General features: G+C 32.1%; 15 protein-coding genes. 8 read left to right on the top strand and 7 right to left on the bottom strand.

Annotated features, from left to right (window positions below):
• Positions 1-3: 3 nt before the first annotated feature.
• Both trxB and hisS read right to left on the bottom strand, forming a co-directional pair.
• Positions 4-951, bottom strand: coding sequence for a thioredoxin-disulfide reductase (gene trxB / locus CX675_RS12610; RefSeq protein ID WP_130735599.1), 948 nt, complete (start codon positions 949-951; stop codon positions 4-6).
• A 91-nt stretch (positions 952-1042) separates the two neighbouring features.
• Positions 1043-2476, bottom strand: coding sequence for a histidine--tRNA ligase (gene hisS / locus CX675_RS12605; protein ID WP_130735598.1), 1434 nt, complete (start codon positions 2474-2476; stop codon positions 1043-1045).
• 185 nt (positions 2477-2661) lie between these two features.
• On the opposite strand from hisS, the gene CX675_RS12600 reads away from it, so the two are divergent.
• A complete protein-coding gene (locus CX675_RS12600) occupies positions 2662-3903 on the top strand; it encodes an ABC transporter permease (RefSeq protein WP_130735597.1) in 1242 nt (413 codons plus the stop codon).
• Positions 3904-3907: 4 nt separating this feature from the next.
• Here CX675_RS12600 and prmC read toward each other — a convergent pair whose 3' ends face one another.
• Both prmC and CX675_RS12590 read right to left on the bottom strand, forming a co-directional pair.
• Positions 3908-4759 carry a peptide chain release factor N(5)-glutamine methyltransferase gene (gene prmC, locus CX675_RS12595; protein ID WP_130735596.1) on the bottom strand — a complete coding sequence of 284 codons (852 nt, stop codon included), beginning with the start codon at positions 4757-4759 and terminating at the stop codon, positions 3908-3910.
• Between the two features lie 15 nt (positions 4760-4774).
• Positions 4775-5254, bottom strand: a complete 480-nt coding sequence (locus tag CX675_RS12590; protein WP_130735595.1) for a GNAT family N-acetyltransferase — start codon at positions 5252-5254, stop codon at positions 4775-4777.
• A gap of 82 nt (positions 5255-5336) precedes the next feature.
• Between CX675_RS12590 and ribD the strand changes: the two genes are divergently transcribed.
• From ribD to CX675_RS12570, 4 genes are all read left to right on the top strand, one after another.
• A complete protein-coding gene (gene ribD, locus CX675_RS12585) occupies positions 5337-6398 on the top strand; it encodes a bifunctional diaminohydroxyphosphoribosylaminopyrimidine deaminase/5-amino-6-(5-phosphoribosylamino)uracil reductase RibD (RefSeq protein ID WP_130735594.1) in 1062 nt (353 codons plus the stop codon).
• On the top strand, positions 6391-6996 hold the full coding sequence (locus tag CX675_RS12580; RefSeq protein ID WP_130735593.1) for an HAD family phosphatase: 606 nt from the start codon (positions 6391-6393) through the stop codon (positions 6994-6996). Before ribD ends, CX675_RS12580 begins: the two co-directional genes overlap by 8 nt.
• 239 nt (positions 6997-7235) lie before the next feature.
• Positions 7236-7889 carry a GRP family sugar transporter gene (locus tag CX675_RS12575; RefSeq protein WP_165396040.1) on the top strand — a complete coding sequence of 218 codons (654 nt, stop codon included), beginning with the start codon at positions 7236-7238 and terminating at the stop codon, positions 7887-7889.
• The gene (locus tag CX675_RS12570; protein WP_130735591.1) at positions 7890-8510 is read left to right on the top strand and encodes a YigZ family protein; all 621 of its coding nucleotides are present in this window, start codon (positions 7890-7892) and stop codon (positions 8508-8510) included. It begins immediately after the preceding gene.
• A gap of 4 nt (positions 8511-8514) precedes the next feature.
• Here the strand turns inward: CX675_RS12570 and CX675_RS12565 are convergent, their stop codons facing one another.
• A complete protein-coding gene (locus CX675_RS12565; RefSeq protein ID WP_130735590.1) occupies positions 8515-8916 on the bottom strand; it encodes a thioesterase family protein in 402 nt (133 codons plus the stop codon).
• A gap of 200 nt (positions 8917-9116) precedes the next feature.
• On the opposite strand from CX675_RS12565, the gene dnaA reads away from it, so the two are divergent.
• Genes dnaA through CX675_RS12550 form a run of 3 tightly spaced genes read left to right on the top strand, consistent with a single transcriptional unit; the run spans position 9117 to position 11740 of the window.
• Positions 9117-10544 carry a chromosomal replication initiator protein DnaA gene (gene dnaA / locus CX675_RS12560; protein WP_130735589.1) on the top strand — a complete coding sequence of 476 codons (1428 nt, stop codon included), beginning with the start codon at positions 9117-9119 and terminating at the stop codon, positions 10542-10544.
• A 3-nt stretch (positions 10545-10547) separates the two neighbouring features.
• Positions 10548-11003: a low molecular weight protein-tyrosine-phosphatase gene (locus tag CX675_RS12555; RefSeq protein WP_130735588.1), complete on the top strand. Its 456-nt coding sequence runs from the start codon at positions 10548-10550 to the stop codon at positions 11001-11003.
• 5 nt (positions 11004-11008) lie between these two features.
• A complete protein-coding gene (locus CX675_RS12550; RefSeq protein ID WP_130735587.1) occupies positions 11009-11740 on the top strand; it encodes an SAM-dependent methyltransferase in 732 nt (243 codons plus the stop codon).
• 2 nt (positions 11741-11742) lie between these two features.
• On the opposite strand, the gene CX675_RS12545 is transcribed toward CX675_RS12550, so the two are convergent.
• Together CX675_RS12545 and CX675_RS12540 are read right to left on the bottom strand one after the other, a co-directional pair.
• Positions 11743-12402 carry a peptidoglycan-binding protein LysM gene (locus CX675_RS12545; RefSeq protein ID WP_130735586.1) on the bottom strand — a complete coding sequence of 220 codons (660 nt, stop codon included), beginning with the start codon at positions 12400-12402 and terminating at the stop codon, positions 11743-11745.
• A gap of 97 nt (positions 12403-12499) precedes the next feature.
• Complete coding sequence (locus CX675_RS12540; RefSeq protein WP_370277742.1) at positions 12500-13378, bottom strand: DUF2279 domain-containing protein; 879 nt, start codon at positions 13376-13378, stop codon at positions 12500-12502.
• Between the last annotated feature and the right edge of the window lie 109 nt (positions 13379-13487).

Below are 13487 nucleotides of genomic sequence, written 5' to 3'. Positions count from 1 at the left end.
TTTTTAATGTTTTGCTGCCAAATAACGCTCTGCATCTAAAGCAGCCATACAACCTGTTCCCGCTGCTGTAATAGCTTGCCTATACACATGATCTGCTGCATCACCACCTACAAAAACACCCGCAACATTCGTTTTAGCTGTACCTGGAATGTTTTTAATATAACCCGTTTCATCTAAATCTAAATAGTCGGCAAAAATATCGGTGTTAGGTTTGTGACCAATGGCTACGAAGAAACCAGTAGCTGGAATATCGATAAGTTCTCCAGTAGTCCTGTTTTTAGCTTTCACACCAGTAACTACTTGCCCATCTCCTACAACCTCTTCAGTTTCAGTATGCATTAAAATTTCAATATTCGGTGTATTTCTTACACGGGCTTCCATAATTTTAGAAGCTCTAAATTGATCACTTCTAACTAACATGGTTACTTTTTTACAAATGTTAGACAAATAATGCGCCTCTTCACAAGCGCTATCTCCTGCTCCAACAATTACTACTTCTTGATTTCTGTAGAAAAACCCATCACAAACAGCACAAGCAGAAACACCACCACCTAATTGTAAATATTTTTGTTCTGAAGGCAATCCTAAATATTTTGCTGTAGCTCCTGTTGAAATAATAACCGTTTCTGCATGAATTTCAATCGTATCATTAATCCATACTTTATGAATAACTCCTGAAAAATCTACTTTAGTTGCCCAACCGTCTCTAATATCGGTTCCAAAACGTTTGGCTTGTTCCTGCAACTCTATCATCATTTCAGGACCCGTGATTCCATTTGGGTAACCTGGAAAATTTTCCACTTCATTTGTAGTAGTTAATTGCCCTCCTGGTTGCTGACCTTGGTACAAAACCGGAAACATATTGGCTCTAGCCGCATAAATTGCAGCCGTATAGCCTGCTGGACCAGAACCTATAATTAAACATTTTACTTTTTCTATTGTATCTGACATGATCTATTTTTTTATTGAAGCCTCAAAAGTAAACATTTTAAGACAAATGAAATGTAATATTACTTACAAAAAAACTATTTCACAATAAGGATTATTTATTCTCTTTCAATACATTTAGTAAAGCATCAAAAGACAATTTTTGTTGGTCTCCTGAAGCCAAATTTTTTATTCCGTATTGCTGATTTTTCATTTCTTCTTCTCCTACTAAGATTGCAAATGGAATGCCTCGTTTGTCTGCATGTTGAAACTGTTTTCCAATTTTTGTGGCATCTGGATACATTTCTACTTTAATTCCTTCTTGTCTTAATTTTGCAATGGCCTTCATGGCATATTTTGCTTCTTCCAATCCAAAGTTTAAAAACAAAGCTTTAGAAGTAGTGGTTACAGTTTCAGGAAATAAGTTTAATTCTTCTATTACTAAAGCGATTCGGTCTAAACCAAACGAAATCCCTACACCACTCATGTTTTTTAAACCAAAAATACCCGTTAAATCATCATAACGACCACCACCACCAATGGAACCCATAGCCACACCTTTGGGAGCAGTCACTTCAAAAATAGCTCCTGTGTAATAATTTAACCCACGTGCCAACGTAACATCTAAATCTAATTGAGCGGTTTGTAAACCAATTTCGTTTACATTATCACAAATAAACAATAATTCCTCCACTCCTTTCATGCCTTCTTCTGAAGCAGCTAATAAATCCGCTAACTTCGCGATTTTCTCAGCAATAGTCCCTGTAAAACTAAATAAGGGTTGCACTTTAGTAATAGCTTGTTCGGAAATTCCTTTTTCAAGCATTTCTTTTTTAACACCCTCTTCCCCTATTTTATCTAATTTATCTAAAGCAACTGTAAAATCGATTAATTTATCGGAAGCACCGATAACTTCAGCAATTCCAGATAAAATTTTACGATTATTGATTTTAATAGTTACACCGTTTAATCCTAATTGACTAAAAACGGAGTCGTATAATTGTACCAATTCTACTTCTTGCCAAAGCGAATTAGAACCCACTACATCCGCATCACATTGATAAAACTCTCTCAAACGACCTTTTTGAGGGCGATCTGCTCTCCAAACCGGTTGAATTTGATATCTTTTAAACGGAAATTCTATTTCATTTTGGTGTTGTACCACGTATCTTGCGAAAGGAACGGTTAAATCGTAACGCAAAGCTTTTTCTGAGATTTTACTTGTAAATTTATTTAATTGTATAAGTTCTTCTGTAGAAATATCTTCAGCCGATTTAATTTGAAGTTCAGTAATATTATTAGGTAATTCAATCTTGTTTTTACTAAAAAAATAATTTCCAGAATTTAATATCTTGAAAATCAATCGATCGCCTTCTTCTCCATATTTTCCCATTAAGGTTTCCGAATTTTCGAAAGAAGGGGTTTCAATAGGTTGAAAACCAAATTTTTCGAAATTGGTTTTTATCGTACTGAAAATATAATTGCGTTTTGCGACTTCAATAGGAGAAAAATCGCGAGTTCCTTTTGGTATACTTGGTTTTTGAGCCATTTTTTTAATATGTCAATTTGAAAATGTGTCCATGTTATGATATGCTTTTGTAAGCAAAAACATATTGAGTGCAAATATCGAATTTATTACTGATTCAGAAAAATTATACAACTAATTACTAGTAACTTTTTACTAATTACTAAAAAAATGTAACAAAATTTACTTTCTAAAGTCTAATAGTTGTTATGATAGGATTATTTAGAGAAAACACCCGAATAGCAATAGACTCCATTAGAGGTCAGGTATTGCGTACCGCTTTAACTGTTTTAATTATCATGATAGGAATTACCTTTTTAGTAGGTATTCTTACCTTGACAAAAGCGTTAGAAAATAATTTATTTGGTAATTTTGCATCTATGGGAGCCAATACGTTTTCCATAAATCGCTACGATTTTTCAGCTCAGATTAATCGAAATAATGTGGAACAAAAAGTAAATCCTATTATTAGCTATCCACAAGCCAAAGCATTCAAAGATAAATTTGATTTTCCATTTACCACAACTTCCTTGTCTTTTACCGCAGCAACAGGAATTGAAGTAAAGCATCAAGGTGATAAAACTGATCCAGAAATTAATATTGTAGGTGTTGACGAAAATTTCTGTCCAAATAAAGGATTAGAAGTAGTAAAAGGACGTAATTTCAATTCGTTTGACGTTTCAAATAACAACTATGTTTGCATTTTAGGTTCTGATTTTGAAAAAGGATTATTTAAAGACAAAAATCCGTTAGACAAAATTATTTCTATTCGTGGAGCCAAATTTAAAGTGATTGGTGTTTTAAAAGAAAAAGGATCTACTTTTGGAAATAGTCAGGATTTACGTGTCTTAATACCAAATCAAATTGCGCGCTCTATTTTTTCGGCACCAAATATTAATTATGATTTAAATGTAAAAGTAAATAACGAAGCTTTGTTAGACGAAGCGGTAGACGATGCTACTTTAACCATGCGTTTGATTCGTAAATTAAACCCAATTCAAAAGAACGATTTTGGTATAGAACGTAGCGACGATTTGATACAAACATTGGGTTCAAATTTAGCTGTAATTAATTTAGTAGCTGTAATTATTGGTGCGATTACCGTTTTTGGTTCAACCATTGCCTTAATGAATATTATGTTAGTTTCCGTAAGTGAACGTACTAGAGAAATTGGTATTCGTAAATCGCTTGGAGCCAAACGAAGCACTATTGCTTGGCAATTTTTTACAGAAACTTTTATTATTAGTCAGATGGGAGGTTTTCTAGGAATTATATTCGGTATCATACTCGGAACTATTATTGCAGTCTTTGCTGGTTTTTCGTTTGTAATTCCTTGGTTAGCCATGTTTGCTGCTTTTATTACAACACTAATTGTAACCATTATTTCTGGTTTATATCCAGCAATTAAAGCGTCCAAATTAGATCCAGTAGAAGCATTACGTTACGAATAAAAGTTTATAGTGTACAACGAATCATTCTATCGTTTCCATAAAAATCTTTTTTCAATTCAATATTTTGGAACCCTAATTGTTCTAACAAGGTAATCGTTTCTGGTCCAAGATATTGGTTAATTTCAAAAAACAATTGTCCATCAACTGACAGGCTATGTTTAGCCAATTGAGCAATTTTTCGATAAAATAGCAACGCATCATCATTGGATACAAATAATGCCAAATGAGGTTCGTATTCCAAGACATTCTTCTTTATGTCTTCTTTCTCAAGATGTCTTACATAAGGTGGATTAGACACGATAATATCATAAACTTCATCCAAGGCTTCAGTTTGGAGAATATCTTGGTGTATAAAATAAACTGCAGTTTGATTTAAAACAGCATTTCTTTCAGCCACTTGTAATGCTTCTTTTGAAACATCTATAGCCGCTACTTTTGCATTAGGAATGTTCTTTTGTAATGAAATAGGAATACAACCAGAACCCGTTCCTATATCTAAAATAGTAATTTTTTGAGACGAGTTGTTTTGTAATGACGTAATAATCCATTGTACCAATTCCTCTGTTTCAGGTCTAGGAATTAGCGTATTTTCATCTACATAAAAGTGTAATCCGTAAAACTCAGTTTCTCCTAAAATATATTGTATTGGTTTTTCTTGTTCTAATTGAGAAAGAATGTCGTTCCATTTTAAAAGTGCTATCGCTGTTAACTCAAAATGAGGTTCCAAAGCTAAATCTACCCTTTTCATTTGATGCAGATGTTCTAGAATAATGAAAAAAAAACTTTCTATCTCTAAAGCATCAAATTTTGTTTGAAGTGTAGCTGTAAAATGAAGTTTATATTCTTTTAAAAGCATTTCGATAAGTCTAAATTAGTGTAATTCTTTGGTCATCCATACTTCGCAACTGCTATGACCTGTACAGCCTAGAGGAGCATCAATGGTTTGAAAACCTAAATTAATATACAATTTTTGAGCCGCTTTCATGAAAGAGAGTGTTTCTAAATAACAAACTGTAAAATTATTCTCTTTGGCAAATATCAGGCATTTTTCTATAATTTCTTTTGCCAAACCAGTTCCTCTAATTTCAGGGGCAAAATACATTTTTTGCAATTCACAAATATGAGACGCTCCATTTTCTAGAGGTGCAATACCACAACCTCCTAAAACTACACCCTCTTTTTCAACCACTAAATATAATGTCCTATCATTTTGATATACTTCATATAAAGTATCTAAAATAGGATCTGCATAAGCGGTACCCACTTTTGGTGCATCCAATTCTTCAAAAACAGTACGAATAACTTTAGCTATTTGTGCATTATCTTTAGGTTCGATTTTTCTAAGAATCATATCTACGAATTTGTGTGGTAAAAGTACATAATTTGCTACAAATCCATTCTAAAATATATATTAAAAATACTACATTTGTAAGATGAATACACATGAGTTTTACATGAAGCGATGCGTCCAACTGGCCAAAAATGGTTTAGGAACAACTTATCCCAATCCATTAGTAGGCAGTGTTATTGTTTACAACAATAAAATTATTGGGGAAGGTTGGCATAGAAAATCAGGAGAACCTCACGCTGAAGTTCATGCTATTCATTCTGTAAAAGATAAAAGTGTATTATCAAAAGCTACCATCTATGTTAGTTTAGAACCTTGCAGTCATTTTGGAAAAACACCACCTTGTAGCGATTTAATCATTGCCCATAAAATTCCGAATGTAGTTATTGGCACCATCGATCCGTATGCTAAAGTTGCTGGTAATGGTATTAAAAAACTACGTGAAAACAATTGTCATGTTACGGTTGGAGTTTTAGAAAAAGAATGCAACGAATTAAATAAACGCTTTTTTACATTTCATCAAAAAAAAAGACCTTATATTATTTTAAAATGGGCTGCAAGTAAAGATGGCTTTTTGGCACCAGATAAATCCAAAAGAGCTATAACACATGAAGCATTACAACCTGTTTGGATTACCAATACTTATTCCAGACAATTAGTTCATAAGTGGCGCACTGAAGAAGCAGCTATTCTTGTAGGCACACAAACCGTTTTAGATGACAATCCGAAATTAAATGCTCGCGATTTCAGTGGTCAGCATCCCATTCGAATTGTACTTGATAAATCCAATAAAATATCCGAAGATTTTGCTGTAAAAAACAATGAATCAAAGACTTACTTTTTTACCGAAAGTAACATTTTAACAAAAAAAGAAAATATTATTTATGAAAATATTGTTTTTGATACCGATTTTTTACTAAATTTAACAAATCGTCTGTATAAAAACGAGATTCAATCTGTAATCATAGAAGGCGGTTTAAAAACCTTACAATCCTTTATAGATCTGAACTTGTGGGATGAAGCCCGTGTTTTTGAAGGAAATACAGTATTGAATTCTGGAATAAAAGCCCCTGTTCTAAATTCAATTCCTACAAAAACAACTTACATAATGGACGATACTTTAAAAATTTTCAGAAATTATGATTGATACAATTATTTTTGATTTCGGGGATGTTTTCATCAATTTGGATCATAATGCCACAGAAAAAGCATTACAAAATTTAGGTGTTCGCGAATGGAATTCAGAACTTGACGCTCTTAACAAAAGTTATGAAGTAGGAAAAATTGATGAATTAGCTTTTATTGAAGGAATTCAAAGACACACTAATGCCGCAGACTTATTAACTATTAGAGAAGCCTGGAATGCAATTTTACTTGATTTTCCATTATATCGTTTAGAGTTTCTACAAATGATAGGTTCAAAATATCGATTGTTTTTATTAAGTAATACCGATTCTACTCATATTGACAAATTTGAACACAAAGTAGGACAATCCTTTGCTAGAGATTTTTATTCTTGCTTTGAAAAAGTATATTTTTCTTTTGAAATTGGACAAAGAAAACCAGATGAAAATACGTACAAGTATATAATAAACAATCATAATTTGGTTCCCAAAAAAACCCTATTTGTAGATGATAAATTAGAAAACATTGAAGGCGCGCAAAAAGCAGGCTTACAAACTTGGCATCTGAATCCCAAAAAAGAAGATGTCACGTTATTATTTGAAAAATTAAAACACTTTTAATTTTAATGCTTCACTTATTTCTTGCTGTTGTATTTGCAGTTTTACTTTTCATTGTTTTTAAAACCTTTACAAAATTTAAAATTGACACACTTCAAGCTATTATTTTTAACTACCTCGTTGCCTTTTTCGTAGGATTACTTTTCGAAAAAAATCCTATATCCTTATCACATGTAATATATAAATCTTGGTTTCCACTTTGTTTTTATTTGGGAATTCTTTTTATCAGTATTTTTTTCACTATGGGGCAAACTTCACAGAAAAATGGGGTTACTGTAGCATCAGTAGCAAGTAAAATGTCGCTAATTATACCTGTTATATTTGGAATTTATTATTTAAAAGAATGGACAACTCCTTTGAAGACTATTGGCATTTTAATTGCATTATTGGCGGTTTATTACACGACTAAAAAAGAAAAAGAAAAAGAAAAAGAAAAAGAAAAAGAAAAAAATAATATCGCTACTACAAATTACAGTTACCCTATCTTACTCTTTTTAGGCTCAGGTATTATTGACACCAGTATTCATTACATTCAAAAAACATATGTTAATCCTAGTGATACAGGTTTATTTTCTACTTTCACTTTTCTAAGCGCTTTTATTATTGGATTTTTCGTAGTAACCTATCAATGGATGACAAAAAAATTACACTTCCAATTTAAAAACATATTAGGCGGTATTCTTTTAGGAGTTCCCAATTATTTTTCAATGTATTTTTTAATTCGCGCACTTCAAAATGACAAAATAAGCAGTGCTAATATCTTCACATTAATAAATATTAGTGTAATTTTGTGCACTACCATAATTGGTCTTCTTATCTACAAAGAAAAACTAAAAAAGTATAATTATCTAGGCATTCTATTAGCAATAATTGCTTTAATATTAGTATCGGCATAAATGAATAATCTTAATAGCGACATTTTCAAAACCATAGCATCACCATCTGAAGAAGTTCTTTACAAAGAAAAAAACAGCAAATTTTTTGGTTATGCCTATCCTGTTACCAATGAAAACGAAGTCAAAGAATTAATTTTAGAATTAAAAAAGCTACATCACAATGCTAGACATTGGTGTTATGCCTTTCAAATTGGAGCTGAACGACCTTACTATAGAGTTAATGATGACGGAGAACCAAATAATAGCGCAGGCACACCTATTTATGGACAAATTCAATCTTTTGAAGTTACCAATATTCTCATTGTGGTTGTTCGTTACTTTGGTGGTGTAAAACTAGGTGTTGGCGGCCTAATTTCTGCTTACAAAACAGCCGCACAAATGGCATTGGAAAACGCTAGTATTATAGAAAAAACAATCGACATCCATTTCCTGATAACTTTCGACTACAAAAACATGAACAAAGTTATGCGAGTTATCAAAGAACAACAATTACAAATCATTTCACAAAAAATGGAAATGAATTGCCAGATTGAGATAGCCACACGCAAACAAAATGAAGAAAAAGTATATGAAATTTTTGAATCACTTTATGAAATAGAAATAAAAAAACTTGACCTTTAAAACGCTACAAGGTTTTTAATCGTTCACTAACATATTCAGGAGGCAAAGTAGGTCTACCAGTTTTCATATTCACAAACACTAACATAGAATAACCTGTTGTTAATAACTCGTTCCTATCATTATAAATTTCATAGTCAAATTCTATCTTTACAGAGGTTTGATTTTTAAAGATAGTTTTTACTGTTAACAAATCGTCATATCGTGCTGGTTTTTTATAATTCATAGTAAGTGACACCACAGGAAGCATAATTCCATTTTCTTCCATCCATTTATAGGAAACCCCAAGGTTTCTGAGCCATTCCACTCTACCCATTTCAAAATACTGTGCATAATTACCGTGGTAAACTACTCCCATTTGATCCGTTTCGGCATAACGCACTCTTACTTTGAACTCATATTCTCTCATATTAAAAAAGGTGTTAATTTAACATTAAATAAAGGCTAACAGGCTTACAATATTTTTTTTAAAAAATCAATAGCCATTTTGTTTTTTTTTACCAAAAATTGTTCACATATTTGTTCTCCCGTTTACAAAGCTATTAACTCATTCATCTTTGTAAGACAACTACTATTAAAGCTAAAGATAATTTATAAAAGAGCAAATATATGGATAAAACTGCGCAATCAGTATGGAAAAATTGTCTGTTGTTTATAAAGGATAACATTCAGGAACAAGCCTACAAAACATGGTTTGAACCGATACAGGCAGTTGACCTAAATGAAAACGCGCTATCTATCCAAGTACCTAGTAAGTTTTTTTACGAATGGTTAGAAGAGCATTATGTAAAACTTCTCAAAGTTGCACTTACTAAAGAGTTAGGACAAAGCGCTAAATTATTGTACAAAATTAAAATGGAAAACACTTATGGCAATAAGCTTCCATTTACAGAACAAATACCAAGTAATAATAGACAAGCTGTTAAAACACAAGAAGTTGATGTTCCTATTGTTCAAAAAAATCCGGAATTAAAAAATCCTTTTATTATTCCTGGTATTAGAAACATTAACATTGATTCACAATTAAATTCGAATTATAGTTTCGATAATTTTTTAGAAGGAGATTCCAATCGTTTAGCAAGAAGTGCAGGTATGGCTGTTGCCAATAAACCTGGCGGAACTTCTTTCAACCCCTTATTAATTTTTGGAGGTGTAGGATTAGGAAAAACGCATTTGGCACATGCCATTGGAGTAGAAATCAAAGATAAATTTCCAGAAAAGACAGTTTTGTATATTTCTGCAGAAATTTTCACACAACAATATATAGACTCGGTTAAGAAAAACACAAGAAATGATTTTATTCATTTTTACCAATTAATTGATGTACTAATTATAGATGATGTTCAATTCCTTTCAGGAAAATCAGGAACACAAGATGTATTTTTCCATATTTTCAACCATTTACATCAAAATGGAAAACAAGTTATCTTAACTTCAGACAAAGCTCCTGTGGACATGCAGGATATAGAACAACGGTTACTTTCAAGATTTAAATGGGGCTTATCTGCTGAATTACACCAACCAGATTATGAAACCAGAATTTCTATTCTAAAAAACATTTTATATCGAGATGGTGTAGAAATGCCAGAAGAAATCATAGAATATGTTGCCAAAAATATAAAAAGTAACGTAAGAGAATTAGAAGGCGCTATTATTTCTTTAATTGCTCAATCTTCATTTAACAAACGTGAGGTAACTATTGAACTCGCCAAACAAGTTGTTGAGAAATTCGTTAAAAATGTTAAGAGAGAGATCTCTATCGATTATATCCAAAAAATTGTATCGGATTATTTCCAATTAGATATTGAAACATTACAATCGAAAACCAGAAAAAGACATGTGGTACAAGCAAGACAATTAGCTATGTTCTTTGCCAAAAAATACACCAAATCTTCTTTAGCAAATATTGGAAATCAAATAGGAGACAGAGATCACGCTACCGTATTACATGCATGTAAAACAGTAGACAATTTAGTCACTACAGATAAACAATTTAGAAAGTTTGTAGACGATATTAACAAAAAACTTTCTTTATAGAAAATGGTAGTAAAAATCTTAATGGTATGCTTAGGTAATATTTGTCGCTCACCACTAGCTGAGGGCATTTTACAAAGTAAGTTACCAAAAGATCATTTTCAAGTAGACTCAGCCGGAACTGGTGATTGGCATGTAGGTCAATTACCAGATAAACGATCTATAGCCACAGCGAAAAAACACGGCATTGATATAACGAATCAAAGAGCACAGCATTTCACGGCAAATCATTTTGAAAAATTTGATTACATTTATGTTATGGATATGTCAAATTATAAAAATGTGCTACATTTAGCCCCAAACGAAAAAGCAAAAGCAAAGGTAAAACTTATTTTGAATGAACTTTTTCCAAATGAAAATGTAGAAGTTCCTGACCCCTATTATGGTGGAGAAGAAGGTTTTGAAAATGTATACCAAATGCTCGACAAAGCTTGTGATGTTATTGCAAAAAAAATATCTTAAAAAAAATGAATACTTCTTACGGAAAATTATACTTAATTCCTTGCACTTTATCTAATCCAGGAGAAACAACCGTTGCACCAGAAGATGTTCTACCACAAACCATTAAGCGAAGTATCGATTTTATAGATTTTTTTATTGTTGAAAACGAAAAAACCGCACGTCGTTTTATTAAAAGCATTCATCCAGAAAAGAAACAATCTGACTTACAACTCGCTTTATTAAACAAACACACAGAAACAGCCGAGCATTTTACTATGATAAAGCCATTATTAGAAGGTAAAAACATAGGTTTATTAAGCGAATCTGGATGTCCTGGAATTGCAGATCCTGGTGCTGTTATTGTAAAAATTGCTCACGAAAAAGGAATACAAGTCGTTCCTTTGGTAGGACCAAGCTCTATATTATTAGCTTTAATGGCAAGTGGTATGAATGGACAAAGTTTTGCTTTTAACGGATACCTCCCTATTGATGCTAATGAAAAGAAAAATGAATTAAAATACTACGAGCGGTTATCTCAGGAAAAGAACCAATCTCAACTTTTTATTGAAACACCTTATAGAAACAATAAATTAGTTGATGATTTGCTTCAAATATTACAACCTAACACCTATTTATGTATTGCCTGTGATATTACTTTGCCTACAGAATTTATAAAAACGAAAACTATTGCAGAGTGGAAAAAAAACAAGGCCGACTTACATAAGCGACCTTGTATTTTCATTATACACAAAATGTAATTTTAACCGATTTTGACTTTGGCATTTTTGTTTGGAACGATATGAGAAATATCATACCCACCAAATTTTTTAATATAACTTCTCAAAGAAGTACCAAAACCATCTTTAAAGCCTCTAGCACCATTACTTCTTAAGTATTTTTTTACCGAACCAACTCCTCCAAGATGAGCCGCAGCAATTAAACCAGACTCGGTAATTTTTACTCCATTGATAACCCTTCCGTTATACTTTTCAATTTCTTTTCTTAATTCCCATTTGTTTTTTGCTATCAAAGCTCTAAAAGCTTTATCTTGCCATTCCGGATTTCTTAAAAATTCTTGAAAATCATAAATACCTACAGAGCGTAATGTACTTTTTCCGAATTGGTATTTACCCATGTAACCAAATGAGTTAACAGTGTTTAAAATACCTCTCGATTCTTTGAAAGCCAATGCTTGTTTAAAACCAACAAATGTCTTTCCAACATAAGGAACAGCTACCAAACTGTTCTCTAAATCAACTTCGATTTCATCTTCATCCTCACTTGGAACATAATAAGAAATTTTCTCATTGTTTTCTAAATGAAACCCTTCTACTTTTTCAATTTCAAAAGAATTAAATCCTGATGAAACTAAGGCAACTAGGATGGTCAATCCAAAAAAATACGAACCTTTTTTTATCATAAATTTAAATTTCTCAGGCTCTGTCACCGCTCTGAAATTTCCGGGGGCAAAGATACGACATTTTTTAGAATATTGATTATGAGCTTGTTAAAGTTTTCTAAAAATAGACTAAGTGCGTCTTAAATCCGTCAAAACCAACAATTTGAAGTGTTGGTGCGGGAATTTTTATCGTATTAAAAACAGAGAAAATAGTTTTAAAAAAAGGAGATTTTGTTTCAATTTTCGTCAGATTTACATCTAAACTTAGATACAATTGACGTGATGTAATTTGAGTATAGTTGTTCTTTATTGCTTCTAGATTTGTTCCATACAACATCCCTTCTCCTCCATATCCTATGGCTACATTTAACCAATTAGGAATACATTTTGTTTTCACAAAAGAGTTTATATTGAAAGACAACCAATACGTTTGTCCGTTGTAATCTTTTAAAATTTCTTCTTGCAAGCCATCTCCTAACGTTTTAGGTCGTAAACTGGCATAATGTGTTCGATGAAAAGAAAATTTCGGAGTAATTCGTTGTTCTTTCCATAACAATTGTTGAGAAACATATAAGGCAGTTCCTGAGAAATTAGCTAACATATCTCCAGAAGAGGCTCCCCATTCCTGAGAAAAACCATCAAACATCTCTACGACTGTTAAAAACCCTAATCCTAAGGTAGCTCCATAAAGTATTTGCTGTTTTTCTGAAGCACCACTCCAAGCTAATGCTTCCGCTCCTATTCTTCCTAAATGATATGACGAATACATATGGCCTACTTTGTCCATTTGTAACCATTCTTCATTATCATTAATAAAATGAAAATGACTCTTTGGATAATCTTTATACCAAAGTTGATTCAAACCAATTAATGTTCCTCCTAAAACTCCAACTTCGCTTGCAAAAACAGTTGTCCTTCTTTTTTTATGTAAGGTATCGGAAGGCTTTAAAAACTGATTGAGTGAAGATTGAGAAAAAACAGAACAACCTCCCAACAAAAAAAGGAAAAGCCTAATAGCCCTGATTGTAGTGAAAATCCTTTTCTTGTTTGCCTTGAAACAAGAAAAGATTGCAACAAAAAGCAGGTAAATGGACGACCAGTATGTA

The organism is Flavobacterium sp. J27, assembly GCF_004303025.1.
Classification (GTDB): Bacteria; Bacteroidota; Bacteroidia; order Flavobacteriales; family Flavobacteriaceae; genus Flavobacterium.
Note: the sequence above shows the minus strand (reverse complement) of the source record. Positions and strands in the feature narration are given on the sequence as shown.

Excerpts from the sequence above, each read along its gene's own strand:
- trxB (WP_130735599.1), bottom strand. The coding sequence starts at position 951 with ATGTCAGATACAATAGAAAAAGTAAAATGTTTAATTATAGGTTCTGGT.
- hisS (WP_130735598.1), bottom strand. The coding sequence starts at position 2,476 with ATGGCTCAAAAACCAAGTATACCAAAAGGAACTCGCGATTTTTCTCCT.
- CX675_RS12600 (WP_130735597.1), top strand. The coding sequence starts at position 2,662 with ATGATAGGATTATTTAGAGAAAACACCCGAATAGCAATAGACTCCATT.
- prmC (WP_130735596.1), bottom strand. The coding sequence starts at position 4,759 with ATGCTTTTAAAAGAATATAAACTTCATTTTACAGCTACACTTCAAACA.
- CX675_RS12590 (WP_130735595.1), bottom strand. The coding sequence starts at position 5,254 with ATGATTCTTAGAAAAATCGAACCTAAAGATAATGCACAAATAGCTAAA.
- ribD (WP_130735594.1), top strand. The coding sequence starts at position 5,337 with ATGAATACACATGAGTTTTACATGAAGCGATGCGTCCAACTGGCCAAA.
- CX675_RS12580 (WP_130735593.1), top strand. The coding sequence starts at position 6,391 with ATGATTGATACAATTATTTTTGATTTCGGGGATGTTTTCATCAATTTG.
- CX675_RS12575 (WP_165396040.1), top strand. The coding sequence starts at position 7,236 with ATGGGGCAAACTTCACAGAAAAATGGGGTTACTGTAGCATCAGTAGCA.
- CX675_RS12570 (WP_130735591.1), top strand. The coding sequence starts at position 7,890 with ATGAATAATCTTAATAGCGACATTTTCAAAACCATAGCATCACCATCT.
- CX675_RS12565 (WP_130735590.1), bottom strand. The coding sequence starts at position 8,916 with ATGAGAGAATATGAGTTCAAAGTAAGAGTGCGTTATGCCGAAACGGAT.
- dnaA (WP_130735589.1), top strand. The coding sequence starts at position 9,117 with ATGGATAAAACTGCGCAATCAGTATGGAAAAATTGTCTGTTGTTTATA.
- CX675_RS12555 (WP_130735588.1), top strand. The coding sequence starts at position 10,548 with ATGGTAGTAAAAATCTTAATGGTATGCTTAGGTAATATTTGTCGCTCA.
- CX675_RS12550 (WP_130735587.1), top strand. The coding sequence starts at position 11,009 with ATGAATACTTCTTACGGAAAATTATACTTAATTCCTTGCACTTTATCT.
- CX675_RS12545 (WP_130735586.1), bottom strand. The coding sequence starts at position 12,402 with ATGATAAAAAAAGGTTCGTATTTTTTTGGATTGACCATCCTAGTTGCC.